Source organism: Paenibacillus sp. J22FR21 (genome assembly GCF_056269135.1).
On sequence record NZ_JBWDNJ010000005.1, the window covers coordinates 469901 to 496140 of the forward strand.

24 protein-coding genes are annotated in these 26240 nt (G+C 53.0%); 7 read left to right on the plus strand and 17 right to left on the minus strand.

Features of this window, described 5'->3' with window-relative positions:
• Position 1: 1 nt before the first annotated feature.
• From AC0YNS_RS20525 to AC0YNS_RS20535, 3 genes are all read right to left on the minus strand, one after another.
• The gene (locus AC0YNS_RS20525; RefSeq protein ID WP_475782832.1) at positions 2-1405 is read right to left on the minus strand and encodes a GGDEF domain-containing protein; all 1404 of its coding nucleotides are present in this window, start codon (positions 1403-1405) and stop codon (positions 2-4) included.
• 93 nt (positions 1406-1498) lie between these two features.
• Positions 1499-1966, minus strand: coding sequence for a chemotaxis protein CheD (locus tag AC0YNS_RS20530; RefSeq protein WP_475782833.1), 468 nt, complete (start codon positions 1964-1966; stop codon positions 1499-1501).
• A gap of 132 nt (positions 1967-2098) precedes the next feature.
• On the minus strand, positions 2099-3397 hold the full coding sequence (locus tag AC0YNS_RS20535; protein WP_475782834.1) for an NCS2 family permease: 1299 nt from the start codon (positions 3395-3397) through the stop codon (positions 2099-2101).
• 181 nt (positions 3398-3578) lie between these two features.
• Here AC0YNS_RS20535 and AC0YNS_RS20540 point away from each other — a divergent pair, with 181 nt between their 5' ends.
• Positions 3579-5243, plus strand: coding sequence for an SWIM zinc finger family protein (locus AC0YNS_RS20540; RefSeq protein ID WP_475782835.1), 1665 nt, complete (start codon positions 3579-3581; stop codon positions 5241-5243).
• Positions 5240-8278: a DEAD/DEAH box helicase gene (locus tag AC0YNS_RS20545; RefSeq protein WP_475782836.1), complete on the plus strand. Its 3039-nt coding sequence runs from the start codon at positions 5240-5242 to the stop codon at positions 8276-8278. Before AC0YNS_RS20540 ends, AC0YNS_RS20545 begins: the two co-directional genes overlap by 4 nt.
• Positions 8279-8710: 432 nt before the next feature.
• Here the strand turns inward: AC0YNS_RS20545 and AC0YNS_RS20550 are convergent, their stop codons facing one another.
• The 5 genes from AC0YNS_RS20550 to AC0YNS_RS20570 all read right to left on the minus strand — a co-directional run bounded on the left by AC0YNS_RS20550 (position 8711) and on the right by AC0YNS_RS20570 (position 12087).
• Complete coding sequence (locus AC0YNS_RS20550) at positions 8711-9196, minus strand: hypothetical protein (protein ID WP_475782837.1); 486 nt, start codon at positions 9194-9196, stop codon at positions 8711-8713.
• Positions 9197-9293: 97 nt separating this feature from the next.
• Positions 9294-9965: a carboxylesterase family protein gene (locus AC0YNS_RS20555; RefSeq protein ID WP_475782838.1), complete on the minus strand. Its 672-nt coding sequence runs from the start codon at positions 9963-9965 to the stop codon at positions 9294-9296.
• Between the two features lie 100 nt (positions 9966-10065).
• Entirely contained in the window at positions 10066-10932 is an 867-nt protein-coding gene (locus AC0YNS_RS20560; protein ID WP_475782839.1) for a metallophosphoesterase family protein, read from the minus strand.
• A gap of 31 nt (positions 10933-10963) precedes the next feature.
• Positions 10964-11287: a DMT family transporter gene (locus AC0YNS_RS20565; RefSeq protein ID WP_475782840.1), complete on the minus strand. Its 324-nt coding sequence runs from the start codon at positions 11285-11287 to the stop codon at positions 10964-10966.
• 17 nt (positions 11288-11304) lie between these two features.
• Positions 11305-12087, minus strand: a complete 783-nt coding sequence (locus AC0YNS_RS20570) for an HAD family hydrolase (protein ID WP_475782841.1) — start codon at positions 12085-12087, stop codon at positions 11305-11307.
• Positions 12088-12309: 222 nt separating this feature from the next.
• On the opposite strand from AC0YNS_RS20570, the gene AC0YNS_RS20575 reads away from it, so the two are divergent.
• Positions 12310-12867: a GbsR/MarR family transcriptional regulator gene (locus tag AC0YNS_RS20575; protein WP_475782842.1), complete on the plus strand. Its 558-nt coding sequence runs from the start codon at positions 12310-12312 to the stop codon at positions 12865-12867.
• A gap of 70 nt (positions 12868-12937) precedes the next feature.
• On the opposite strand, the gene AC0YNS_RS20580 is transcribed toward AC0YNS_RS20575, so the two are convergent.
• The gene (locus tag AC0YNS_RS20580; protein WP_475782843.1) at positions 12938-13744 is read right to left on the minus strand and encodes a polysaccharide deacetylase family protein; all 807 of its coding nucleotides are present in this window, start codon (positions 13742-13744) and stop codon (positions 12938-12940) included.
• A gap of 164 nt (positions 13745-13908) precedes the next feature.
• Between AC0YNS_RS20580 and modA the strand changes: the two genes are divergently transcribed.
• Together modA and modB are read left to right on the plus strand one after the other, a co-directional pair.
• Complete coding sequence (modA, locus tag AC0YNS_RS20585) at positions 13909-14688, plus strand: molybdate ABC transporter substrate-binding protein (protein ID WP_475782844.1); 780 nt, start codon at positions 13909-13911, stop codon at positions 14686-14688.
• Positions 14689-14711: 23 nt separating this feature from the next.
• Positions 14712-15380: a molybdate ABC transporter permease subunit gene (modB, locus tag AC0YNS_RS20590; RefSeq protein ID WP_475782845.1), complete on the plus strand. Its 669-nt coding sequence runs from the start codon at positions 14712-14714 to the stop codon at positions 15378-15380.
• A 113-nt stretch (positions 15381-15493) separates the two neighbouring features.
• Here modB and AC0YNS_RS20595 read toward each other — a convergent pair whose 3' ends face one another.
• Positions 15494-16492 (minus strand): substrate-binding domain-containing protein, encoded by a 999-nt coding sequence (locus tag AC0YNS_RS20595; protein WP_475782846.1) that lies wholly within the window; start codon positions 16490-16492, stop codon positions 15494-15496.
• 118 nt (positions 16493-16610) lie between these two features.
• Here AC0YNS_RS20595 and AC0YNS_RS20600 point away from each other — a divergent pair, with 118 nt between their 5' ends.
• Entirely contained in the window at positions 16611-17876 is a 1266-nt protein-coding gene (locus AC0YNS_RS20600; protein ID WP_475782847.1) for an MDR family MFS transporter, read from the plus strand.
• A 462-nt stretch (positions 17877-18338) separates the two neighbouring features.
• On the opposite strand, the gene AC0YNS_RS20605 is transcribed toward AC0YNS_RS20600, so the two are convergent.
• The 4 genes from AC0YNS_RS20605 to AC0YNS_RS20620 are packed head-to-tail and all read right to left on the minus strand — an operon-like array spanning position 18339 to position 22733.
• The gene (locus AC0YNS_RS20605; RefSeq protein WP_475782848.1) at positions 18339-19043 is read right to left on the minus strand and encodes a hypothetical protein; all 705 of its coding nucleotides are present in this window, start codon (positions 19041-19043) and stop codon (positions 18339-18341) included.
• Position 19044: 1 nt separating this feature from the next.
• Complete coding sequence (locus AC0YNS_RS20610; RefSeq protein WP_475782849.1) at positions 19045-21027, minus strand: DUF8034 domain-containing protein; 1983 nt, start codon at positions 21025-21027, stop codon at positions 19045-19047.
• Positions 21020-21769 carry an RraA family protein gene (locus AC0YNS_RS20615; RefSeq protein WP_475782850.1) on the minus strand — a complete coding sequence of 250 codons (750 nt, stop codon included), beginning with the start codon at positions 21767-21769 and terminating at the stop codon, positions 21020-21022. Before AC0YNS_RS20615 ends, AC0YNS_RS20610 begins: the two co-directional genes overlap by 8 nt.
• 58 nt (positions 21770-21827) lie before the next feature.
• Positions 21828-22733, minus strand: a complete 906-nt coding sequence (locus AC0YNS_RS20620; protein WP_475782851.1) for an aldo/keto reductase — start codon at positions 22731-22733, stop codon at positions 21828-21830.
• A gap of 139 nt (positions 22734-22872) precedes the next feature.
• Between AC0YNS_RS20620 and AC0YNS_RS20625 the strand changes: the two genes are divergently transcribed.
• Positions 22873-23721, plus strand: coding sequence for a helix-turn-helix domain-containing protein (locus AC0YNS_RS20625; protein ID WP_475782852.1), 849 nt, complete (start codon positions 22873-22875; stop codon positions 23719-23721).
• Between the two features lie 127 nt (positions 23722-23848).
• Here AC0YNS_RS20625 and AC0YNS_RS20630 read toward each other — a convergent pair whose 3' ends face one another.
• From AC0YNS_RS20630 to AC0YNS_RS20640, 3 genes are read right to left on the minus strand one after another with little or no spacing between them, the layout of a single operon-like run.
• Positions 23849-24319 carry a hypothetical protein gene (locus AC0YNS_RS20630; RefSeq protein ID WP_475782939.1) on the minus strand — a complete coding sequence of 157 codons (471 nt, stop codon included), beginning with the start codon at positions 24317-24319 and terminating at the stop codon, positions 23849-23851.
• 31 nt (positions 24320-24350) lie between these two features.
• Complete coding sequence (locus tag AC0YNS_RS20635) at positions 24351-25253, minus strand: ABC transporter ATP-binding protein (protein WP_475782853.1); 903 nt, start codon at positions 25251-25253, stop codon at positions 24351-24353.
• Positions 25246-26235, minus strand: coding sequence for an ABC transporter ATP-binding protein (locus AC0YNS_RS20640; protein ID WP_475782854.1), 990 nt, complete (start codon positions 26233-26235; stop codon positions 25246-25248). Before AC0YNS_RS20640 ends, AC0YNS_RS20635 begins: the two co-directional genes overlap by 8 nt.
• Between the last annotated feature and the right edge of the window lie 5 nt (positions 26236-26240).

Here is a 26240-nt window from a genome sequence, read left to right on the forward strand (position 1 = left end):
CCTACACACCTTCTTTAATCAAAGATTCACTGCCATAGACCTTCATTTGATTCCGACCCTGCTGCTTGGCCTCATAGAGTGCCTTGTCCGCATGCCGAACGAGCATCTCTTTGTCGATCAAGACCGTCGGCCTTAAGGCTGCTACACCTACACTAATTGTAACCGAGCTGCTAACGTGCGAAGCACGATGCGGGATACCCAGCTTCTTGATTTGATTGCCCAGCATGCTGCCAAACACCGCTGCATCTTCAATGTTCGTTTCCGGAAGCAGCACGATGAATTCCTCACCGCCGTATCGCGCAACAAATCCGCCGTTCGGCAGCGGTAAACTGCTTAGTACGCCGGCGACCTGCCGCAAGCAGGAATCCCCTTCTTGATGTCCATAGCTATCATTATACGCTTTAAAATAGTCGATGTCGCAAAGGATAACCGACAACGAAAGCGCCCCCTGAACAGCCAGCTCCCACTCTTTGTCGAACATTTCATCAAAATGTCGGCGGTTAGCGATGCCCGTCAGTCCGTCGACATGGGCTAGTTGAGAAAGCAGCTTATTCGTTTCCTGCAATTGCTGTTTCTCAAGCTTACGCTGCGTGATATCTCGGAAAATGACCATAACGGCGGGCTCGCCATTATATTGCATCCAAGATGCTGTCACTTCCACATCGATCGACTGCCCATCCATGCGCAAATATACGCTCTCGAAAGGCCGCAGGACGTCCCTGTTCTCAAGCACTTGCTGGACATGCTTGCTTGCTCTCGCCAAATAATCCGGATGCACCATATCCCGAAGCGGACGCTCCATTAACTGCTCCAGACTGCCATCACCCAGAAATTGAACGGCCTTCTGATTGGCGAGTACAACTTTACTGTCGATGACGACCAGAATGGCATCCGGTGACAACTCCACCAAGCGACGATAGCGGTCTTCACTTTCTTGTATGTCCTGCTCCGCTTTCTTCCGCCCGGTGATGTCGCTGCCAACTATGATGACTTCCACCGTTTCTCCGTCTTTCCTAATCGGCATGACACTGTTCAGATAGGTATATCCCTTTAGCTCGGACTCGTATTGAAACTGTTCCCCTGCCCATGCTCGGTCGTACACACTTCTAATATAAGCATGCATACCCTCCGGCATGATATCTTCCATGGTCTTGCCGATGTCCGCTTGCGTCAGCCCGATCCTATAGAACAGTTGGCCGTCAGCCATCGTGTAATGATAGCGGCCATCTACCTTCTTAATCTTAAACGTAATCCCCTGCTGCTCTCGCAGCAAGGTCGCATATTCCAACTGAAGCGCCTTGAACTGCGCCACCGCTCTGCTCATCCGAACGTAATAGAAGCGGCTCCCTAAGAGAGCCGCTGAAATTGCACCTATAATTGTGGTTGTACTTATCCAAGTCGTCATGTCTGTGCACCTGCTTGATAGGTTTATCAGTCATCATTCGACAACAATGGTGAATTTTCCTCTAAATGTAAGATCGCCGATTGTCTACTCAACTTACGAACTGAGAGGTAACGTGGAGAGCTTAATCTCGCCTGTCTTCACACTCATAATAAGCGTACGGCTTACTTGGCCGCCGACTTCAGCCTTAATGGGCTCTATGTTCATGTGCTGCAGCATGAGCTGCACTTGCTCCAGGTTGCGGCTTCCGATCCGGAAGTAATCACGCTTCTTCGGCTGTGCGCCTCCGAACAGCTGGATAATCAGGTTGTGCTTGCGGCAGCCAAACTGCTCCACCATCTTGCGAATAAGTAATGGAACGCCTGTTGTGGCAAAATGGCCCGGTCGATTGAGCTCGTCCTTCACGGAAAGCGGCTGCGGAAGCACAATATGAATTAAGCCCGCTACTTTCTTAACCGGGCAGTAAGCTGTAACCGCCACACAGGTGGACAGGGAGAAGGTTGTGATAGTCTCTACTTGGTTGCCTGAACAAACCCATTCTCCCAATCCAACGACTCTATTCATGCTGACTGACTCCTATCCCCTGTGGCGGTTACATTTGTTTGCTGCTCTGTCAGTATAGCAAGCAAATGTTAGAATTCTTCTAGAGTACAAGTTGTATGCAAGAAAATTTCGCTCATACTTTTCAAACTTTTTTTAATGATTGAAAAATGCGAGCTGGATGAAAAATAAGACCGCGAACAAATAGAAGATCGGGTGGACGTCTTTGCTTCTGCCGCGTACCAGCTTCAGAACCGGATAGACGATAAATCCTACACCGATGCCTGTCGCTATGCTATACGTTAATGGCATGAGGACAACGATGAGGAATGCAGGGAAGGCTTCCTCGATATCATGCCACTCGATTTTGCGCAGCACATTCAGCATTAAGAAACCGACGATAATAAGTGCAGGCGCCGTAATTGCCGGAATGCCTGCCAGTATGGATACCACAGGTGAGAAGAATAAGGTTACCGCGAGAAGGATACTAACGACTACAGCTGTAAGCCCTGTTCTGCCGCCGATCGCAACGCCTGCACTGGATTCAATATAAGCGGAAGTCGGACTTGTTCCAAGCAGCGCACCAACCGTTGTACCGGCAGCATCAGCCAGCAGCGCTCCTTGCGAACGCGGGAATTTATTGTCTTGTAACAGATTGGCCTGCTCGGCCACCCCCAGCATGGTTCCTGTTGTATCAAACAAGGTGATCAGCAGGAAGGTGAAAATGACCGAATAGAGCCCTTTCGTAAACACGCTGCCAATATCCAGCTGGAAGGCTGTTGCAGACAGTCCGCTGGGCATGGAAACAATGGCATCGGGAAAGTGCATCTGCCCGGTTATCGACGCAATAATGGCTGTAATGATCATGCCTATAAATAGAAACCCACGTACACGGTAAGCCATTAATATAAGAGAAATAACAAGGCCTACTATAGTAAGCAGCGTCATCGGCGCAGAGAGATCGCCCAGTGTCAGCAGTGTTGCCGGAGAGTCGACGATGATCTTTGCATTTTGCAAGCCGATGAAGGTAATGAACAACCCGATCCCTGCCGTGATGGCATGTTTCAGACTTGTAGGAATCGCATCGAGCAGCGCGTAGCGGAACGAAGTGAGTGACAGCAGCACGAACAGAATTCCCGCAACAAACACGGCTCCAAGCGCCACCTGCCACGATATCCCGCTTCCACCTACGACACTGAAGGCAAAATAGGCGTTTAACCCCATCCCGGGCGCAATAACGATCGGATAGTTTGCGAATAAACCCATAATTAGCGTTGCGACTATGCTGGCCAGCACCGTTGCGATGAATACGCCGTGAAAATCCATGCCCGCTTCGCTCAGAATGCCCGGGTTTACGATGACGATATAAACCATGGTTAGAAACGTCGTGATCCCTGCCATGATTTCGGTTGACACCGTAGTGCCACGTTCTTGCAGCTTAAATAGGTTGTCCATGTCTTGCAGCGCCTCCTGTAAACCTTGTTGACCTAGCTTCCCCCAAATCAAAAAACCTAACCTGCAAGCATAGGGAAAGTCATAGATACACGTATTCTATGGGCTGCCGATGAATTTTACAGGAATATTGTCTCTGTTCGCCTTTGTGTGAATCGAAACCTGATATAATAGAATGCAGTTTATGAGAATTCAATTGCAGGAGACGATTATGACGATATCACTCCCTTTTTCCATTAATGACACCGAGTGGACCGCGCTCGTTATGCAGGTGGGTACCCATTTCGACGACCTCACGATCAAACGAGGCTTCCAATACTATAAACAGGACCGGGTCCATTCGGCCATCATGACCGAACCTACAGTAATAGAAGCTTCGGTGGACGGCTCAGAGATGTACGATGTAAGTTTGTACTTGGATGATCTTCCGGAAAGCACGTGCACTTGTCCTGTCAAATCGAAAGGCTGCAAGCATATTATCGCAGTCTTGCTCTATTACGCCGCCTCGCAAGGGCGTTCCGTGCATGCCATTGTGAATGCTCGCTCCGCGGCAGCTGCTCATGCAAATGCCGCAGCTAAAGGCACTATAGGGACCGGAAAGGCTCAACCGCCCGTTCGCCCCGCAGCACTTCGTGCGGATGAGCTCGCAGCACTGAGCATTGCCGAGTGGCATGCGCGGTTTGGCAAGACGTTAGGCCCTTTCAATCACAGCCCTCGCTTCTTGCAGGAAGCGAAGGAAATGCTCTCGGGCATCCACAGCATGAAGCCGCCTCTCACACTGGTGCCGGAGCAGCTGTTTAATCTGCATGCTTACTTGTTCGTGCTGGAGAAGCTGGTGAAGCCGGCCCAGGAGGACTGGCGCCATTCCGGCCATTTCATGGGGTATCATACCCAGCTTGCGATGGATGAGCTGCTCGAAGCTGCGCTTCGCTGTTTGACCGAACCGCTGCCTATTGGTTCAGAGTCCGATTATTGGCCGCGCCTGAAGGAAACGCTGGCTTATTTGCGAGCGCATATGCTGAGGGAAGATCGCAGCTTGAACTGTTTTGCCAAGCTGTATCAGCTGTTCTGGATGAAGTGGATCCGGCCAAACTTGGATGGCAGCGAAGAGCTGGTGCAAGACGAATTGCGCGAGCTCCAGCAGGCCGAAGACGTACATGGGCAGCATCTGTCCCGTGTGCCTTGGATGCTGGCGCAATGCTTGCTGTTCTTCGAACTGCACCAAGACGAGGACGCTTGGGCGCTGCTTCAAGCAGAAGGTAAACGAGCCTCTCTGCAGCCGAGCCAAGTAGACCCTTTATTAGAAGCGCTCGTGCAGGCTGAGGCATGGCCAAGGCTCGTGAACTGGCTGGAACAGGTCGGTCCGATGCTCAGCCGTTATCGCAGCGATGACTTCAATTCCTATGGCGGCTATTGGGAGACTGCCCTCGCGCATGTTCAAGATGCGGAGCCGCGGATGTGGGCGACGCTTGGCGCCATGCTCCCCTATTCCCGCAGTCTCTACGAAGAGGCGCTGCTGACCTACGGCAGATGGCAGCAGTGGATGGATTATCAAATCAGCTCTGGTAAAGAACCCCTTGAGTTTAAGGTCGGTGTGCTGAAGCCGATCGAGAAAGAAGCGCCGGAGCTGCTGCTTCCTTTCTACCATCAAGCTGTTGAGCGTTACGTGCTGCTGAAGAATAGAGACAGCTATAAGGCTGCCGTGAAGCTGTTGAAACGTCTGAACAAGCTGTATAAGAAAACCAAGCAGGACGAGCGCTGGGAAGTCTTCATCGGCGGTTTTGTTGCCCGCCACAGCCGCCTTCGGGCCTTGCAAGAAGAGCTTCGGAAAGGAGGATTGCTGTCATGAGCACGTACACGGAGACGATCTCGGTTCAAGTCAGCCTGACTTCGCATGGGGATGCACTCATTCACGGCACGATACCGGGCCTCCTCGTAACGGGCGTATACGTGAAGCATCGGCTATTCGCATGGCACGCGCCTTCCTTCTACGGAACGGAGCTGGAGATCGAGAAGGTCCAGGACATGGAACTTGTGCTGCTCCCCTCAGAGCATGTCATTTCCTTCTTTGGCGAGCGCCGGCTGCTGGAGCATATGGAGTGGAATTGGGAAAATGATGCCGAGGCGCTGGTAAAGCTGGCACCTGTTCTCTCCGCATGTCTAGAGGAACGGAAGTATGCGCCAAGCTTCGCGGCTTACCGGAGCGGCAAGCTGCAGTGGATCTGGGACGAGGCGCAGCTGGATGCCGAGGCTATTGGGCTGCTTCGGCAATATGGATTGCAGGCCGAAGCCGGTGTTGATGACGGTGGGGAAAGCGAAGATGATGCTTTCTTCGCCGGTTTGCGCGCCGCGTTCTCGGCGGCTGTGTACGCGCGCTATTATGGAACGGAAGAGACAGCGGCAGATTTGCGCCGCGACTTCCCGATGCTCTTCGCGAAGGATCGTGCATCGGCAGTAGCCGGCATGGATGCACAGGCCTGGCTTGTCGCAGCCGGCTGGAAGGCCGATATGTCGCCGTTCCGGCCCTTGCTGCAGCTGCTTGAGCCGTCGGATGAAGGCGAGGATGAGTGGCAGCTTGCGCTCGTGCTGCAAGATAAGCGCGAGCCTTCGCTGCTCGTTCCGCTGCGGCTGACGAGGGATGGCTCGGCGCTAGGCTCGTGGCCGACTTCTTGGACGCCGCATGTGCGCGAGCGTTCGGCCGCTTGGCTGACGCATCTGCAGGCAAGCTTGCCTGCAGAACAGCTTGAGGGCGGCGACGACGATGTCTTGAATTGCCCGCTGACCGACGCTGATGCATGGCAATTCTTGACCGAGGGCAGCCAGCGGCTGCTCGCAGCGGGTTGGCAAGTGCTGCTTCCCGCCTGGTGGGAAGCAGCCAGTCGCAAGAAACCTCGGCTGCGGGCCAAGGTTCGTCCGGGCGCAGGCGGCGATCGCACAAGCGGCGGCGGTTCGCTGTTCGGTCTTGATTCGCTCGTGGATTTCGACTGGCGGATTGCAATCGGGGATACCGATCTGACCGAGGAGGAATTCATGGAGCTTGTTGCCCGCGGCGAACGTCTCGTTCGTTTCCGGGGCCGCTGGGTGCCGCTGGATCCGGTGCTTCTCGCGCAAATTCGCAAAGCGATGGCTAGTGTGGATCGCAGCAGCGGCTTGTCTTTTCAAGATATTATGCAGCTGCATTTGCTTGGGAACGGTGCGGATGGTGCGGTTGACGGTGCCGCAGATAGCGGCGGCGCTATCGGTGGCGAGGCAGATCCGGGCCGTGTTCAGCTTGAAGTGGAGCTTAATGAGCATCTGACGAAGCTCATGGCGCAGCTGACGCAGCAGACAGAATGGCCTTCGGTCCCTATTCCTGCGGGTTTGCAGGCGGAGCTGCGCAGCTATCAACGGGATGGCTTTGCATGGCTCGCCTTCCTGCGCCGCTTCGGGCTCGGCGCTTGTCTCGCCGACGACATGGGGCTTGGCAAAACCGTTCAGTTTATTACCTACCTCCTCCATGTGAAGGAGATGACTGAGCTTAACGGCGGTGGTCGTGGTGATGGCGGCGGTGATACGGTGCCGTCCCTGCTTATTTGTCCGACCTCCGTGCTCGGCAATTGGCAGAAGGAACTCAAGCGATTTGCCCCCTCGCTGCGCATCATGCTTCATTACGGAAGCAGGCGGCAGAGCGGCGAAGCTTTCCTCGCAGAGGCGAAGGAAGCGGATCTTGTGCTCACTTCGTTTGCTACTGCTGCGCTGGATCAGGATACAATCAGCAGCTTTAACTGGTCTTCGGTCTGCCTGGATGAGGCGCAGAACATTAAGAACGCCGGGACCAAACAATCTGTGGCCGTCCGCAGCTTCCCTGCTCGGCACCGCATTGCGCTGACCGGTACTCCCATTGAGAATCGACTTTCCGAGCTATGGTCGATCTATGATTTTATCAATCCGGGGTATCTCGGCAGCTCTCGCGCCTTCAATGAGCAATTCAGCCAAGCCATCGAGAAGGCGCGTGATGAGGAACGTACGCAGGATTTGCAGAAGCTGGTGAAGCCGTTCATGCTTCGCCGCAAGAAGAAGGATCCCGCGATTCAGCTCGATCTGCCGGATAAGAATGAGATGAAAACCTACATTAATCTCACCGCAGAGCAAGGCGCGCTCTACGATCAGACAGTTAATCAGCTGATGGAGAAGATGCAGTCGCTGGAGGGCATTGAGCGCAAAGGCGCCATTCTCGCTGCGCTTACCCAGCTCAAGCAGCTATGTGATCATCCGATGCTGCTCACGAAGGAACCGATTCCGGAACCGGATGAGGAAGGGTTGCTGGCTACGGAGCCCTTGATCGGCCGATCGGCTAAGCTGGAGCGACTGCTGGCGATGGTAAGGGAGTTGCGCGAGGAAGGCGAGCGCTGTTTGATTTTCACGCAGTATATTGGGATGGGGCAGATGCTGCAGCGGGTGCTGGGGCAGGAATTGCAGGAGCCGGTGCTCTATTTGCACGGCGGAACGTCCAAGACGGGCCGCGACCGGATGATCGAGCAGTTCCAGTCACAGTCTCTTCCGGCTGCGGAACAGCCGAACGTGTTTGTGCTGTCCATTAAGGCCGGAGGAGTCGGGCTGAATTTGACAGCGGCGAACCATGTCTTCCACTTTGATAGGTGGTGGAACCCGGCTGTAGAGAACCAAGCCACCGACCGGGCATACCGGATGGGCCAGACTCGCGATGTGCAGGTGCACAAGTTCATCTCGCTCGGCACGCTGGAGGAACGCATCGACGAAATGCTGGAGAGCAAGCAGCAACTGAGCGACAACGTCATCACTAGCTCCGAAGGCTGGATCACCGAACTGTCGACCGAAGCGCTGAAGGACATGTTCACCCTGCGCCGCGATTGGATGGTAGGTTAGCCGGTTTGATAATAATGCTTTCTCAAAATTGCCGCATTAGGGCGGCTTTTTGAGAAAGCTTTTTTTGTGTCGTGCTGCGCAAGCACCAGAGGCCTCGTTCGCCGCTCCTGCAAACTAAGCAGTTTGTTCCTGAACGATCCACCCGTTGTCATTTTGCGATTCGAAAATTCTAACGAACCGTAGAGGTCTTATTCGGTGAAATTCGAACAATATAAGGCTGTAAATTCAATAATAAGACCTGTAGGATCCGTTAGATTTTCAAAAGCACTCTTTTTCCCAAAATAAGCCCTCAGTGGTTCGTTAGCGTGTAAGTCTGCTGAGAAACTGTTGCGATAGCATCGACAATCGAGCGAGGACAGCGGACAGCCCCCAGTTGAAGGGCATTGGAGTCAACAACAAAGGCGACCCATCCTAGGTCGCCTCTATTCCGATCTATTTCACCTCAACCGCAAAATAAAACTCTGCCTGCCCTTGGTCAAGGAACCACTCGCAATGAATGTGGTACAAGTAAACACCTTTCTCGGCGGGGACGTAGTAGGGATCACCCTGATAATCCTTGCTTGTATGGGTCAGCGTGAACTCTTTAATCCCCGGCGGCGGGACTTGCTCTATTAGAGCACCACCTCCGACGACGACGGATTCCACTTCCGGTATAGATGCATCCACACTTGTGCAGGTTGCAGAATCCCGAGCGGATGAGCCGCACCACGAGTAGGCGCTTAGTTTCACGGGAATCGTTTCCCCATCGATAACGATCTTCGGTAATGGAGGTTTATCCCCTTTGATCCATCTTGAAGCGATTGCTTCCTGGACCGCCCCTTCCCCTGCCTTGTTCTGATGCGAGCCGAGGAGGAATCCTCCATAGAATGCACATGCGAGCGCAATCAGTGCGATCAATATGATGTTAGTTCTATTCATGCCAGCTCCCCCCTTTACCTCACCAGACGGCCGCTCTACATAGAAGGTTGCACGCACAGCACACTCACAGCTCCGTTTCAAGCAAAGAGCCCAGCCACTAACCGGCTGAGCTCTCTCTCCGTTCATGCTGCAAAAACCACTGGTACAACTCCGTATTCCGGTACGTCTCACTCATGATGGGGTGCTTCAGCCCCGGGTAGCTCGTGAAGGCGATATTGCCGCCGATCGCTTGGAGCGCCTGCACCATATCGCGCGTGCCGCTCACTGGCACAACATCGTCGTCTTCGCCGTGGAACGCCCAGATCGGGACGTCCTTCAGCAAGGCCGCTGCCTCGGGCTGGTACCAACCGGAGAGCGGAGCCACCGCCGCGAAGCGCTCCGGATAACGAGCCGCCAGATCCCATGCCCCGTTGCCGCCCATACTAAACCCGGTTAAATAAAGACGCCGCTCATCAATCCGGCAGGTCGCAACGAGATGATCGATCATCGCCATCACGCCATCGCGCTCGATCGGCCAGAACGAATGTGTCCTACACTGCGGAGCCGCGACGACAAATTTGAAAATGCCGCGGCTCTCCGCAATTGCCGGCAGCCCGTATCCGTCAAGCGCGCTCAGGTCGTCGCCGCGACGATTAATGCCGTGAAGAAACACGATCAGCGGCCAATTCTTCTCTTCGTGCTCGTCATAGCCCGATGGCAGAAAGAGCTGATAGCCAATCGAGATCGGCTTCCTGATTTCGGTCTGCAAGCTTTGCTTATACAATGCCATTCACAGCGTCCTCCCGCCAATTAACTTGGTAAAATAATACATCCACCAAGTCCGAATGACAACAATAAAATAGGACACCTACAAAGGTGCCCTGCTACAACTAAGATGAGACCGGATAATTCACTTGAAATTGCGCGCCTTCCACCCATTCGCCTCGTTCAAAGTCCCTGCCGATCACGAGCACACGATCGGGATACACTTCTACATAATAGCCTTGACTGCCGTCCTTATGCTCATCCTCATCGGTCCATAGGTAAGCCGTCGAAGCGGCATTAAACATCGCCGGCAGCTGCCCGCCCCCGTCGAAGAAATTATGCGGTGCATCCAGCTCCCAGTGCGTGTGACCGGTGAATAGAATCGCTTGGCGATGTTTGGCCAGCACGGCTTTGAGCTCCGCATCCTGCGTGACGCCATACCAGTTCTGCGCTTCCAGCGAGCCTGCAACCGTATCCTTCAGCGGCTGATGCAAGAAGACAAACACCGGCTTATCGGGCGAGGCCTCTTCGCCAAGCTTCGCATCCAGCCAAGCAAGCTGCGTCTCCGATAAGGTGCAGTACAGACCGATCCCCTCCTCCGTTCCGAGGAAGATAAAATGATACCCTTCAATCCAATGGTCATGATACATGCCGCTCATGCCGGTTTGCGCTAAGAATAGCTCCATGTGATGCTGCCATTCATCACCAATATCATGATTGCCGCTCGTCACGTACAACTTCGGGAGCGCCTCTCGGCTCGCATTCCAAATCCGGTTAAATTCCTCATACTCCTCGATAAACCCGTTATCCGTCAAATCGCCGGCATGCATGATACCGCAGCTTCCTTCACCATTCGCCGCAATATCGGCCAGCGCCCGCTCCAAATTCCGATTATGCTCATGCGCCGGATCATTGTTAATATGCGTGTCCGTTATGACTTGGAAGGAGAGCAAAGGCCGCTCCGAGAGCTCTTGATTAATTTTGATTTCCATAGAATGCAAATATCCCCCTTTAAAGTCGGTTTCAATGCCCCTTACTGCTCACTTGCAATCCGATAACACCAACAAGGATCAAACCAATCCATAAGAAGGAGACCGGAGGCAGTTTCTCGTCGAAAATAAAATACCCGGCAATCGTAATCAGCACGATTCCGACACCTGACCAAACGGCATAGACAACGCTAACCTGCAAATAACCAAGCGCGTAATTAATTAATGTGAAGCTTGCTGCATAGCAGACAAACATGATAATCGAAGGAATCAGCTTCGTGAAGCTTGCGGACAATTTCATCGAAATCGTACCGGTTAGCTCGAAGGCGATAGCAATCGCTAATAGAATCCAACCCACGGTGCTCTCACCTTTCATCATAGCTGCTTACGCAGTTCTAATTGAGACATAGAGACGATAACGGCATCCGCATCGGGCAGCTTCGCCCTAGCGCCATCACTAGCGTCGGCCGCAAGACCGATGGCAACTGCCGCTCCGGCGAATCGGGCCATCTTCATATCGCCATTGGTATCCCCGATGACAGCCACCCGCGAAGGAGAAAGCGACAGCCTCGAGCAGGCCAGCTCCACCATATCCGGGAACGGCTTGCCCCGCTCCACCTGATCCGTACCGATACAGGCTGCAAAATAGGACGTAAGCCCAAGCCATTCCAATTGCTTGACGGCTGCCTCGGTCTCATCCGCAGTTACGACAGCAAGGGTAAGCCCGTTCTCGCGGCATTGCTCCAGGAAAGGAATGACGCCGGGAAGCGCTTTGGCTGCTCGCGCCACGTTAAGCTGCTCATCCGCATATTGCCGGCATTGCTGCACGGCGAGCTTCGCCTCGGCCCATGATAGGCCCGCGAGATAACCTTGCCAGGCGAGCACGGCAACCAGATCATCGATCGTGCCCATCGCAAGGGGACCATTGCGATCGTAGTCGATGATCTCCCCATTCGAGGCATGACGCGTCCCCCATAGGGTTGCGATATCAAGCTGCATCGGCGGCAATTGGTTTGCCTCGAGCTGGTTAGCGAACGCGTCCAGCATATGCTCGCTCCATTTGCCCCAAGTGAAGATAAAATCGATTAACGTGCCGTCCTTATCAAATAAAATAGCATCAATCGGATAACTAACACCTGCTGCCGTCAATTGATTCAAGTCTTCATCCCCCTCATTACCACTATACTCATATCATACGCCTTCATCAATCGCAATTTGTTCAATAAATATTTAATTTTTGTCCAATAACAGCATATTCACGTATTTAATGATTTAAATTCAATAATTATTGAACTAAATAAACAAGGTTATTTCGTTTCTCCCATCGGTTTGGTATAATTTCTCGGAACCCTTGTACATTCGGAGGCGGAGGCGTAGAACGTGAAGAAAGTCACTTCGGGGAAACTAAAAGAACCGGTGTCGCCGCGCGAGCAGTTTCGCATGAAGGTCATCGATGCCATTGCAAAAACAATGGACTTGTACGGCGTTAATTATTCCTTTGGCCAGCTCTACGGCATTATGCTCTTCGAGGATCGGCCGATGACCCAAGAAGAGATGCAGGCCAGCATGAACATGAGCAAGAGCAATATGAGCTACGCCGTCCGCGCATTAATCGATTCCAAAATGATGGTCAAACTCGAAGAGAAGGCTGACCGTAAAGAGCTCTATGAAGTCGAAACAGATTTCTTCAAAGCGTTCCAACAATTCTTCGCAGCGAAGCTGCAGCGGGAAATCGATGTCATGCGCAGCGCTATTGACGAAGTGTTCCCTTCCTTATCGGAGATGATCCTCGAGCTGGACACCTCGGAGGAAGAGCGGATGTTATGTCTTAAGGACCTCCATAAATTAAAACACGCCGTACGTTATTATGAATGGCTGCAGCAATTCGTCAACCAGCTGGAGAGCGGACAATTCTTTCAGGGCTACTCAACTGAATAACACGTATATGCAAAAGAACCTTCAAACCCACTATTGCAGTGGCGTTGAAGGTTCTTTTTTCATAAAGCGATTAGCTTTCACCTTGTGGCTCCATCTTCTGCTCAAACGCAGGCAGATCCAGCTCACCGGAGATGAACAGCCGCTTTAGAAGATATGGATTCTGCAACGAGGTTGTCATGCCATCATCGAACGTAAATGCATAATCATACCCGCTGTCCTTCACGATCTTCATGGTCTCAAAGCTGCGCAGTCCATACGGATAAGCGATGACACGAACCGGTTTGGAGAAATGCTTCTCAAGTGCGGCCTTGGAACCGGCAATTTCATCAACCTGGCCTTTCGCCGTGTGGAGGGGCAAATACGGATGCGTCCGCGTGTGTGACATCAGATCCCATCCGCTGCTGCCAAGCTGATCAACTTCGCTCCAATTCATATAGTCCGGTCCGCCAACCCAGTTGGTCACCAGAAACTCCACAGCCACATAACCATACTTGTTCAAGATCGGATAGGCATTCGTATAGTTGTCCTTATAGCCGTCATCGAACGTGATCAGCACATTTCGTCCATCGTTCGGCATTTTTCCTTTCATTAATAGCTCGAATTGATCCAAGTTAATGCTCCGATAGCCTTGTTCGTGCAGCCACTGCATCTGTTCCTCGAGGTGAGCCGGACTGACCACATACTCCCCTGATTTCTTATCCGTAATCGAATGATAGCAGAGCACCGGAATCTGAACCTCTGACTCCCTGCCCGAGGCGAATACAACCACCGCTTTCTTGTAAGTAAGCAGCTGATTGACGCCAATAGTGAAGGATAGAATTGCAAAAATAAAACCAACGCACAGAATAAGAAGCTTGCGCTTGTAACGTCTATTCACTATGATCTTTTCTCCCGATTTTGCAGATTAGTTTTCACACTAGTTATTACTAAACCATACTAAATAGATCTAAATATAAAATAGAGATTCAATTCAGTAGGCTACTATGTTACGATACATCACATACATGATTTCATAGACGATGAAATGGAGTGTTCTTACTTATGATGAAACGCACTGCTGTGAAGATGCTGAGCATCGCCTTGCTAGTGGCTCTTCTTGCTGCAACGGCACAACCTGCAATCGCTGCTTCGAAGAAAACAGAGCTGCTTGTTTCGGCTGCCGCAAGCTTGAAGGACAGCCTTGCTGAAATCGAGAAAGGCTATGAAGCCAGCCATCCTACGATTGACTTGGTGTTTAACCTTGGTTCATCCGGTACCTTGCAGAAGCAAATCGAGCAAGGCGCTCCTGCTGACTTGTTCCTCTCTGCAGGTCAGAAACAAATGGACGCACTTAGTGATGCGAAGCTAATTGACCGCAGCTCGCTGCTGCTGAAGAATGAGCTCGTCATGGTCGTACCAACCGACAGCAAGAAAGCATTTACTACCGTTAAGCAAATGGCGGATAAAGATATCGAAACGATTGCGATCGGTCAACCGGAATCCGTTCCGGCCGGTCAATATGCGAAAGAAACGTTAACTACTCGCAAGGTATGGGATTCTGTTACATCCAAACTGGTCTACGCTAAAGACGTTCGCCAAGTGCTGACTTACGTAGAGACCGGGAATGTAGATGCAGGTTTCGTCTATAGGACAGATGCGCTCACTTCCAAGAAAGTAAAAGTGGCTCTTCGTATTATTCCGGGCGTTCATAAGCCGATTCTTTATCCGGCCGGTATCGTGAAAGACACGAAACATCTGAAAGAGGCTGCTGATTTCTATACGTATTTACAAGGCAGCAAGGCTGATGCTATATTCGTCAAATACGGTTTTATGCTGCCATAAGTCATAAGTCAGGATGATGAACAATGGATTGGCCAACCTTTCTTGAACCCATATCACTTTCCATCCAAGTATCGCTGATCGCCAGTGTCATCATGCTGGTGTTATCCGTCTTCATCGCTTGGCGGATGGCCCGAATGCGATTCTTCGGCAAAAGCATTGTCGATGCGATTCTGATGCTCCCGCTCGTGCTTCCGCCAACGGTCATCGGGTTCATCCTGCTCGTTACCTTCGGTCGGCGAAGCTGGGCCGGCAAGCTCTATGAGCAGCTGTTCGGCGGTCCGATTATTTTCACTTGGGAAGCTGCCGTCATCGCTGCTGTAGTCGTCGCGTTTCCGCTAGCTTATCGTACAATGAAAGCCGGCTTTGAGGGAATAGACCGCTCACTGGAAAATTCGGCAAGGGTGTACGGAGCGTCCGAATGGCAGGTGTTTCGATATATTACGCTTCCTCTCGCTTTTCGCTCGGTGACGACCGGCTATATTCTGGGCTTCGCACGCGGGCTCGGCGAATTCGGAGCAACGCTCATGATCGCCGGGAATATTCCGGGCAGAACGCAGACGATTCCTACCGCCATCTATGTTGCGATGGACGGAGGCAGCATGCGGATGGCATGGGCGTGGGCCGGATCCATGGTGGTGCTCTCCTTTATCATGCTCCTGATCGTCAATCGAATAACCAAAGAAGATCACTAATTGGAGAATCCCCTTTGCCTCGCATGCTGCGTGGCGAAGGGGATTTCATGCATAAGAGCCCCTCGCCGTGCACATCGAAGTGAAGTGCTCGCCGAGGGGCTCTCTTTGTCATTTTACATATCGAGCAGAATCCGTCCGCTCTCCCGTAAATCATAACCGCGAATGCTCCGCAGTTCACTTTGATAAGTATCGGATTGAATAATCTGCACGATGGCTTCGATCCACCGCAGATTATCCGGCCGCTTCAGCATGACCAGATCGTAACGCTCCTGAATAAGCGGCACGAATTCGACGCCTCCGACGATGTTTGCTGCCTGCTCGATCCCAACGCCAACATCGGCTTCACCCGAGGCGATTTTGCCGGCGATAGCCAGATGGCTATGTTCTTCATCCCGGTAACCGTCCAGCTGCTGCGCTGAAATCTGATGCAGCCTCAGCTGTTCATCGAGCAGCACGCGCGCACCCGAACCTTGCTCGCGGTTTACGATTCTTAGCCCCGGCTGACTCAAATCCGCCCATGTCCGCACCTGCTTCGGATTCCCTTGTTTGACATAGAAGCCAGCCGAACGCGCGAGCAGATGAACGACAATGACCGGCTTGCCGACAAGTAACTTTCGAATATAGGGCAAATTATATGTACCTGTATCGCCGTCAAGCAAATGGGTGCTTACGATGTCGGATTCGCCCTTGTACATGGAGATCAAACTGTCCGTGCTGCCGACGAATGAACGCAGCGGCCGATAGCCTGGCAATTGCTTCTCCATATGCTTGCTCAGCATGTCGAGGCTACTATCATGGCCGGTGATGACAAGCGAGCGTTCTGAAGCAGTACCCGGCTGCGGTGCAAACGGAAAAGTCGAGGCCGACGACGATGTGAGTCCCTGCGACTGCGAGTGTGACTGTAATTGCTGGTGCGCGGCTCCTTGACCGGAGGCTCCGGTTCCTTGTGCCCGATGCTTGTACACGTCAAGAGCGGAAGCATCCACCCGGATCTGCTTCCCGACCCGGTAAGAAGGGAGCTCGCCTTTCTTGATCAGATCATACACGGTGAGCTTGGATATTTTGAGCAGCTTGGCTATTTCTTCGGTCGTATAAGACGTATCGCTGGACATAGACACCTCTTTGTCATTTGTACTGTTCGTTCAATTATGACAGCCATTTCTTGTTGTTTCAATATGAATAGAAGGTGTATGATGGTTAAACACTTAGAACCAGAGGGATTTGCACAACATGAAAATCAGAGATTGGGATTCAAATTTAAAAATCCGCCTTGGCGGGGAAGCTGCTTTTAACGTTATTTTCTGGACCTTCTTTCCTTTCCTCTCCATCTATTTCACCCGCGAGTTCGGCAAAGGCTGGACCGGTGTCCTCCTCGTATTGTCTCAGCTGTTATCCGTATTTGCGAATTTGCTCGGTGGCTACTGCGCGGACCGTTTCGGACGCAAGCGCATGATGGTGTTTGCCGCATATGGACAAGCCATCGGTTATGGACTGTTCGCCCTTGCCGCATCTCCGTGGCTGTCGATGCCGATTCTCGGTTTCACCGGCTTCACCATGGCGAGCTTCTTCGGTGCCTTGTACTGGCCTGCCAGCCAAGCGATGGTCGCCGATGTGGTCGAGGAGAAAGACCAGGCGAGTGTCTTCGCCATCTTCTATACCGCGGCCAACGTAGCCGTTGTTGTCGGACCGTTGCTCGGGTCGCTATTATATGAGGATAATCCATATTCGGTATTGATGGGAGCCGCCATTATCTGTATGCTGCTCGCGCTCTTCATGAACTACCGCCTGCAGGAGACGCTTCCGGAGAAACTCGCCGAACGCAAACGCTCGAATGCCGGCGATCCTTGGTACCGTGCAGTCGCTGTGCAACTGCGGGACTACAAGGTTATCGCGTCGGACCGCGTCTTTCTGCTCTTCACCATAGCGGGCGTTCTGCTCTCGCAAACGTTCATGCAGCTCGACCTCTTGTTCCCGGTCTTCTTGAAGGAAACCATTCAGCAAGCCACGATCTTCTCGTTCAAGGACTGGCATCTGGAAGTCACCGGACAACAGTTGTTTGGCCTGATCGTATCCGAGAACGGACTGCTCGTCGCTCTCTTCACCGTCCTTGTGACCAAGTGGATTGTCGGCTTCCGCGATCGGTACATCTTCATCGGAGGCGCCTTACTCTATGCCGTAGGCATTCAGATGTTCGGCCTCATGTCCACCTTCTGGGGCTTCACGCTCGCGATTGCCATCTTCACCTTAGCTGAGCTGATGTCCGCAGGACCGCAGCAGGCCTTCATTGCAAGGCTTGCGCCGGAAGAGATGCGCGGGCAATATTTTGCCGCCGCCAGCTTGCGCTACACTCTCGGACGGACACTCTCGCCGCTCACCATTCCGCTAACCAGCTGGATTGGCTTCACATGGACGTTTACGTTGCTGGCCGTCCTCGCCGCATTCTCTGCGGTCATTTATAACAGCATGTTTAACTTATTCGATAAGCAGTCGGCATAAGCGGAAAGTCAGCGCTAGAGTGCGTCGAGAAAACCGACGTTTGATACAACGTCGGTTTTGTAGCTCCCGGCACACGGCACGATCTGACCTCCGACCGCCGCGATGAGCGCATGCTTGGTCGTCGCATTTCAGCGCTAACGGTTGTCACAGTGGTTATTTGGCCCCAATTTCCCCTTTTTATTTTCTAACGGTTGCCAGCGAGCTTATTTGAACGATTTCCACTGGGAATCGACCCATTTGCCGCAAATAACGTCTGCCACAACCGTAGATTTTCAAAATAGCTGATTTGCATGAAATAGTTACGCTGACAACCGTTAGGACAAACTCAGCCTGCTCCAGTTGTCGGCCTCATAAAGATGTAAGTGCATACAGAAATACAGAAAAACCTTATCCTGCATGGGCGGCTCGCAACGTTCGCGGTACCTCCAAGCTAGGTAAGGTTTATTCATGTTATGCAGCTGCCTACTCTCGGCCCATATAGAACAGCTCTTCCATCACACACCAAAGTCGCTCCGCTTCCGGTTTATCCGTCCACGGCTCGAAATGCGGCTCCATCGCTACGCCCCAATCAGGCGGTGTTTCGTTCGTTGAGAGCAGTCCCTTTCGAGGTGCCTCCACAATTGCGGGGAGCTCCTGATAGGAGAAGATATATTCGCCCAGACTGCCGATTATATAATATTTGTTGAACAATCTCGGCTTCTCTTCCTGCAGCTGATAATGCAAGAATACATAACTGGCGTACTGATCCGGCTTCAGCCTCGACAGACTGCCGACCCGCTGCGTTGGCCGGTAGTCCGGATGCCGCCAAGGTACGTCAGAGTGCGGAAGGTCATCGTGAAAAATATCATTCATCCGCAGCTCGAGGCTGCCCCCATCTCCGCCGATATTCGGCCATGTTTCCAGCAGTGCTGACAGCTTCTCATCGGCAGCCCATAAGCGAGCCCGCTCGACCTGATTGCTGGTGCCGTCGCTATTGCCGCCTTGCAACTGCTCCAAATAAGTAAACAGGTACCGCCCTTCGCGAAATACGCTGCATGTTTCTACGCCGCACTGCTTCAGCCGCGCCTTTAATGAAGCATCCGCTCCAGCCAGCTCGGTCAGGAATGCCTCCTCCATACCCGGCTTAATGGCAGAAATCCAGATGATCCGTTCGATCTCATTAGACATGTTATTCACTCCAAGGCTCCTGATAGGATGGATCGTTTGCGAACCGGGCCATGCCGAGTTCAAGCGTCGTATGGCTGCCTGGCTCAATCGTCACTTGCAGCCACTTATCGTTTACCTCTGCAGCAGCTGTTGCCGATTGCGGATTGAACAAGCCGCTTGGCAGCTTCTCCATCGTCGTGGACGCGCTAAGCTGGCTGCCATCGTTCACAGCAGCGCCAAACACCGTATACGCCACATTCGTGAATTGATGCTCGCCGAATGCGCCTGCTTGCAAGATTACGCTGCGGGACTCTGTCGGGTGAAGATTGACCAGCTTCACCGTCGTCCGTTCCGCTTCCAGCTTCTCAACCAGCGCCGCCACATCGGCAGGCAATCCCGGTCGCTTCGCATCGGCATCGTAATAACGGAGCCTCGCCTGCAGCAGACCACCGTTATACAGCGGAGACGGCGCACCGAGTGTAAGCTGCAGCAACCCTTCCAGCGTTACCGTATTGCGAATTTGCAAGTAATCGTCCCGGTAGCCGGCCGGATCTTCCGTATCCGTCCTCATGAAGCTGAGACGTTGATAAATCTGCGTCAAATTATAGTTCAGAATCTCTTCCGGATAGCTCGGATATTCCCCTTCCAAATAGGAAACCCAGCAATAATCATGCCCGGCTTGGTCCTTGTTCCGGAAATAACGGATTTGATTGTAATCCGGCTTAGCATAATTGCGAAGCGATTTCAGAAGCGTATGGTCGGCTTCCTCCATCGACATGTACCAGAGATGCGTCGGATAGAACGGCTCGATGGTCGTGAACTCGAACGCATGATCCTTCCACGTCACCGTCTTCCCATCGTCATCGAGAATAATATTGGAGGTCGTATACTGATACCAACCCGGATCGCCGAATTTATTAGGCAAATAGCGGGTGCCATCTTCCCCAACAATCGCCTTGTCGTTCATGATGGTCAGCTGTGAGCGCAGAAACTCCATGTATACCGGATCCCGTTCGAGCAGCAGTGCATTTTGCGCAGCTACACCAACGCCTTGACCAATACTTACCCAGCCATGCGGCCAAGTCCAGCCATACCAACCGCCGTACCACTTGCCGCCGTTATGCTCCCCGATGATCCCGTTCAAGCCGACATTATCCGGAATCAGGCCGCCGTTCTGTTTTGCCCTGTCGATCCAAGCATCAACGTACTCCTTCACCCATGTTTTGTACTTCGGATCGCCCGTGTGCAAATACGCATTCGTCACCATGCTGGTGGCGAGCAAATTCAGCGGAATATCGCCGCGCGAGGCACGTTCGACAATCGCCTTGCCCATCGCCAGCGCGCCTTCGTCATGCTTCAAATCATCCAGCGTTGCCACGCCCGGCACATCCTGGAAGTGCAGTCCGTAGTGCTTCATCCAATCGATATAGTACCAGCCGCTAAAATGAGTCGTGAAATTGCGGTCAGTCGCACCTTTGCTGCCTGAATGCGGATAAGGTATGATGCGATGCTCCGGGTCATAATTGATCGCTTCCGGGTCTTCGTTTAGGAATAGTCCGGCAAAACGCTTCGCCCGCTCTTTGATAACCGGATCATTCGGGTCCATCAAACCCATATGGTAGAACATCGTATACCCTTCGCCTTGGTGGAACCAGTCATAGCCCTGCTCATATTCCTTCTCGACCATTTTGTGGCCGGTACCGGAATCGTAACGCGCGAATTGCGTCGTAATCGCGTCGAATTCCTTCTTGGACAACGTCTTAAACTTCTCATGACCGCCTAAGATATAGAACAACGGCCAATTGAAAAAGCTCTCGTACATATCGTCCAACGCATCGATGCCGGTATGAGTATCCGTGGTTGGCCACAGAATCGTGCCGTCCGGACGAATATACCGTTCCAATAACGGCTCTACCGCGTCGTTCATCAGATTGATGAGCTGACGCTCCAGCAGCGCCCACTTCGGCGGCTCATAGAAAGCAAGATTAGCATGCAGTTTAAGCATAGCCATGCTCCTTCTTCCAGTTCTCGAATTCAATCTTCGCTTCTGCGTTTGGCGGGTAATGCGTGTGCAGAGACGCGCCTTCGTCCAGCTTCATCTTAATCCAGCGCTCCTCCAGCTCATCATGCGCTCTGGCAATCTTGACGATATCCTCCACGCATTGCGGCGGAATCGCTACAGCCCCATCACGGTCTACCAAAATAATATCGCCCGGCACGACAGACACCCCGCCGCAGCGAATCGGTTCATTAAAACCAACGGACATCAACGACCGCGGAATCGCGCCGCCGTGAACGCCTCTGGCCAGCACCGGGAAATTCACTGCTTTTACCCGCTGCAAGTCGCGGATACAGCCATCCACGATAATGGCTTGACCACCAAGGTAACGCAGACGACGTGTAAAAATATCACCGATTACGCCGGTTTCCATATGGCTGCCGGTATCAATCACGAGCACATCATTCGGCGTAATCGACTCCAGCGCAACCCGGTGCGGCGATTCCGGAAGGGTGTCATACTGCTGCTTCACGAGATCCTCACGAAGTGGGACGAAACGCAAGGTTACCGCGCGGCCTACCGCACTTTCCTGACCTTCGGGGAAGCTTAGCGGCATAATGCCTTGCATATAGGCGTTGCGGTACCCCATCTCAACAAGGGTATGGGAAGCTGTGCTTACACTGACCAGTTTCAATTCCTCCAGCAATTCATCGCTGATCGTATGGGTGTTTTTCACAATATAGGTCATGGTCGCAAACGCTCCTTTAGATGGTTAATTAGTTGGATCATGAATGGGATTAATAGGATTAGGCAAATAAGGACGGGCTGTCGGCGAACAAACTCATCACTCGGCTGTGATCTTCCGGCGCCAAGCCTTGGCCGTCGCAATAGGAGATGTTGGCACGCAATGAGCGGCTTGAAGCGGTGCCGGTCAGCGTGACATGAATATCCGGATTTTGCAGGCTAAAACGCATCCCCGGCTCAACCAGCCCTTTGGGCTCCGTGCGCCGCAGGAACGCTAAACTCTCCATACGTCTGGCTGCTTCGCTGGTCAGTTCTTCATTCAGGAACTTCGCAGGCGCATCCGCAAGAAGCCCCATGCCGAGAACGCTGCCGTTAATCACCGCGATGTTCTTCTCCTTGGCGAGCGGAATGATCTCCTTGGCAGCTGAATAATCGAGCAGCATATAACGTGCGTAGAATTGAATGGAATCGAACAAATCGGTCTCCATATAACGTTTCAGCAAATCTAGGTTGCGAGTCGTTACACCGAGATAACGAATCTTGCCTTCTTCCCGCAGCTTCTGCATCGCCGGAATCGCTTCGTTGATAATGACGTCATACGGTTTCTTCTCCACATCATGGAGCTGAAGCAGATCGATATAATCCGTCTGTAAGCGCTTTAGACTTTCTTCGACGGAGTTCATGATGCCCGCGTAATCGTAATCCTTATCGAAACGCGCGGCTTTCGTGGCGAGTACAATCTTCTCGCGTCTTCCACCGACGAGTGCCCGGCCGAAGCGCTCTTCCGATAAGCCGCCTCCGTATAACGGAGCCGTGTCGATGAAATTAACGCCCAGATCCAGCGACTCGTGAATGACGCGCTCGATTTCCGCTTCATTGACATCCTTGAAGTCGCCTCCGATTGGTGCTCCTCCCAGGCCAAGCTTGGATACCTTAAGTCCCGTTCGTCCAAATGTCGTATACTCCATGCCTCAGCGTCCTTCCACTTAAGAAGTATATTGATTTTGTTATTTCGTCTTCCATAAACTCAATATATACTATTATTATCGCGAATCGGATGCCTGTTTTTTGCGATTTATATACCAACTTTTTGCGGAGCTGATGAAGATGTACGATGCCCACTTTTTAGCCAAACCCGATTTTAACCGTTTCCCGGCATACCCAATTGGCGTTGGCCATATCTTCGATGAGCCCAATCACTTCGTTAATGGCATGCGTTATGCACAGAATTTCTACAATATTCACTTTGTCGTACGAGGCAGCGGGTGGCTCCGAACGAGTGTCGGATCCGTTGAGCTGAAGCCCGGCATGGGCTTCGTCTATGCGGAGGATCAGCATCAGCACTTCGGGACCTACGCGGATGACCCGTGGGAAGTGTGGTGGATTTACTTGAGCGGGGAAGGGATCCGGGATTTGATCGGCGATAAGCGGATCGGAGATGTCTGGGCTTTCTCGTATGAAAGCAATACGCGGCTGATCGCGCTTATGGAAGAGCTTTGGGACGCGGCAAGCAAGAACGATATGGCCTGCGTACCACGGTATGCCGCCTTATCGTATGAGATCCTGCTCGAAATTCTGCTCCATTCCGCTGACTTGAACGCGCCAAGCGAGCCCGGCTTGGTGCATGCCATCAGGCGCGCCGCCGAATTCATGCGCATGAACTGCGCCAAGGATTTGCCGCTGCAGAAGCTGGCCGATCAATGCGGAATAAGCCCGGCTTATTTCAGCCGGACTTTCCACATGCAGATGGGGATGCCGCCGCTAACCTATCTGAATATGCAGCGCATTGAGCTTTCGAAGCAAATGCTGATTACGACGTCCAAACCCGTGAAACAGATCGCCATTGAGGTCGGCTTCTCGAAGCCGAGCTACTACATCGAGCGCTTCCGCCTCGCCGAAGGCGTAACGCCCTCTATGTTCCGTGACCAGTACATGAGGCCGGAGGCGCTGCCTTAGTAAAGAGGAGAGACGCCGCGCAAGCAATACTACGCAATAGAGGCGCCAATACTGCAACACAAAAAAGCTGCCCCCAAGTCACAAGATGCACTTGGGGAACAGCTATTCATGGAGCTACTTTATGCCGTTAAGCCTGCGGCTGCGGTACGATCCGATACACCGCCGCACCTGTGCCAGCACCGGCCTCCGCTTCACTCTCGTCGCCGAGAATTGTCCAGCCATGCGACAAGACCCCCGACAGGCGCGCCTTCTCCGCCGGCGTCAGCGTAGTGACAACCGCTTCGCGGCCTTCCTCGAGCACAAGCTCAGGCTCCTGAACGAATGCAATGGCAATCCAGCTGCGAATGCCGCGAATGGTATTGTATTTGATCTGATACCCGGAGCGAACCGCCGCTTCGAACGTTGCCGGTTCTTTGGCAGCGAAAGCCGCCAGCTCCTCGTAGTTGAACTCATAAATGCTGGTGTCATCCTTCGGCAGGTCGCCTTGCTGAGTACGACGAATCAGTTCATCGTCCGACCAGCCCAGTACACGCAGCGATTCAATCAGCATTGCGTCCCATTGGGATAATTTCACCCGTTCCGTTCCTTCTGCTGCCATCATGATTTCCTCCCTACTGTATCAATCCATTCTACTCCAGCGCTACAAAATGACCCGGGCTGACTTCCCGCAAATCCGGCATTATTGCCCCGGCATCCTTCGTCCAGATCACGCGCTCGCTTACTGCACGCGGGTCCGGTACCGGGATCGAGGATAACAGCGCCTTCGTATAAGGATGCAGCGGATTCTCGTACAACTCCTCGCTTGATGCTACCTCGACCAACCGGCCGCCGTACATGACGCCAATCCGGTCCGAAATATGCCGTACCATCGACAAGTCATGCGCAATGAAGAGATACGTTAAGCCAAACTCCTGCTGCAAATCTTCCAGCATGTTAATGACCTGCGCCTGAACGGATACGTCGAGTGCCGAGATCGGCTCGTCGCATACGACAAAATCCGGTCGCACCGACAATGCTCTGGCAATTGAAATCCGCTGACGCTGACCGCCGCTGAACTCATGCGGATAACGAAGCAGATGCTCCCGCTTCAGTCCAACCCGCTCGAGCAGCGCAGCCACGGCGTCCTTGCGTTCAGCGCCGCGATGCAGCCCGTGAATATCCATAGGTTCCCCAATTAGCTCCAGCACGTTCATGCCGGGATTAAGCGATGAATACGGATCTTGGAAAATCGATTGGATGCGGCGACGGAACGGCTTCAACTGCCGCTCGCCAAGCGATGACAGCTGATGGCCGTCAAAGTGAACCTCACCCGCTGTATAGTCATAAAGCCGAAGCAAGCAGCGGCCGACAGTAGACTTACCGCTGCCGGACTCGCCGACAAGGCCGAACGTTTCTCCGCGTTTGATGCCGAAGCTGACGCCGTCAACGGCCTTCAGCACCTCGGTCGGTCTTCCCCATACATCTGTGCTCTTCGTGAAATGCTTCTTCAGTCCTCGCACTTCTACGAGCAAATCATCACGTCGTTCACTCATGGTTGCCGACCTCCTTGTCAACCGTTAACCAGCACAGCGAACGGTGCCCCGGCGAAACCTCCGTGACCGGCGGCAGTGCTGCGCACTTGGACATGGCATGCGGACAACGCGCCATGAACGGGCAACCCGGCGGCGGGTCTATTAAATTAGGCGGAGTGCCGTCGATTGGCACCAGCCGCTCCTTGGAGCCATTGCCCGGCTTCGGCAAGGAACGAAGCAATCCTTGTGTGTAAGGATGCTGCGGACTGTAGAAGATCTGCTCTACCGGTCCTTCCTCCATCACCATGCCGCCGTACATGACGACAACGCGGCTGCACACCTGCGCAACTACGCCTAAATCATGCGTAATGAGCGCGATTGCAGTCTGGGAGCGTTCTTTCAACTCCTTGAGCAAATCCAGAATTTGCGCCTGAATCGTCACGTCGAGCGCCGTTGTCGGCTCATCGGCAATGAGCAGCTCCGGCTGGCAGGATAGCGCCATCGCGATCATGACCCGCTGACGCATACCCCCGCTGAACTCATGCGGGTATTGACGCACGCGCCGCTCCGGCTCCGTAATGCCGACTTGTCGCAGCATCTCGATCGCCTCGGCGAGCGCGGCTTTCGGTCTCAAGCCGCGATGCCGCTCAATAATCTCCGACATCTGCTTCCCGATCCGCTGTACGGGATTGAGCGCCGTCATCGGGTCCTGGAACACCATCGCGATCCGATTGCCGCGCAGCTTGCGCCATTCTTTATCCGTTAGATTGGTGATTGATCTCCCGTCAAACTCAATATCCCCTTGAAGCACTTTGCCCGGCGGCGGAATAAGTCCCATCAGCGCTTTGGCTGTTACACTCTTACCGCTGCCGGATTCGCCGACGATGCCGACGGTTTCCCCTGCATCAATATGAAAGCTGACGCCGCGGACAGCTTGATTCTCCCCCTCACGGGTAAAGAACGAAACCTTAAGGTCCGTGGCGGTCAGTAAGCGTTTTGTCATCTGTG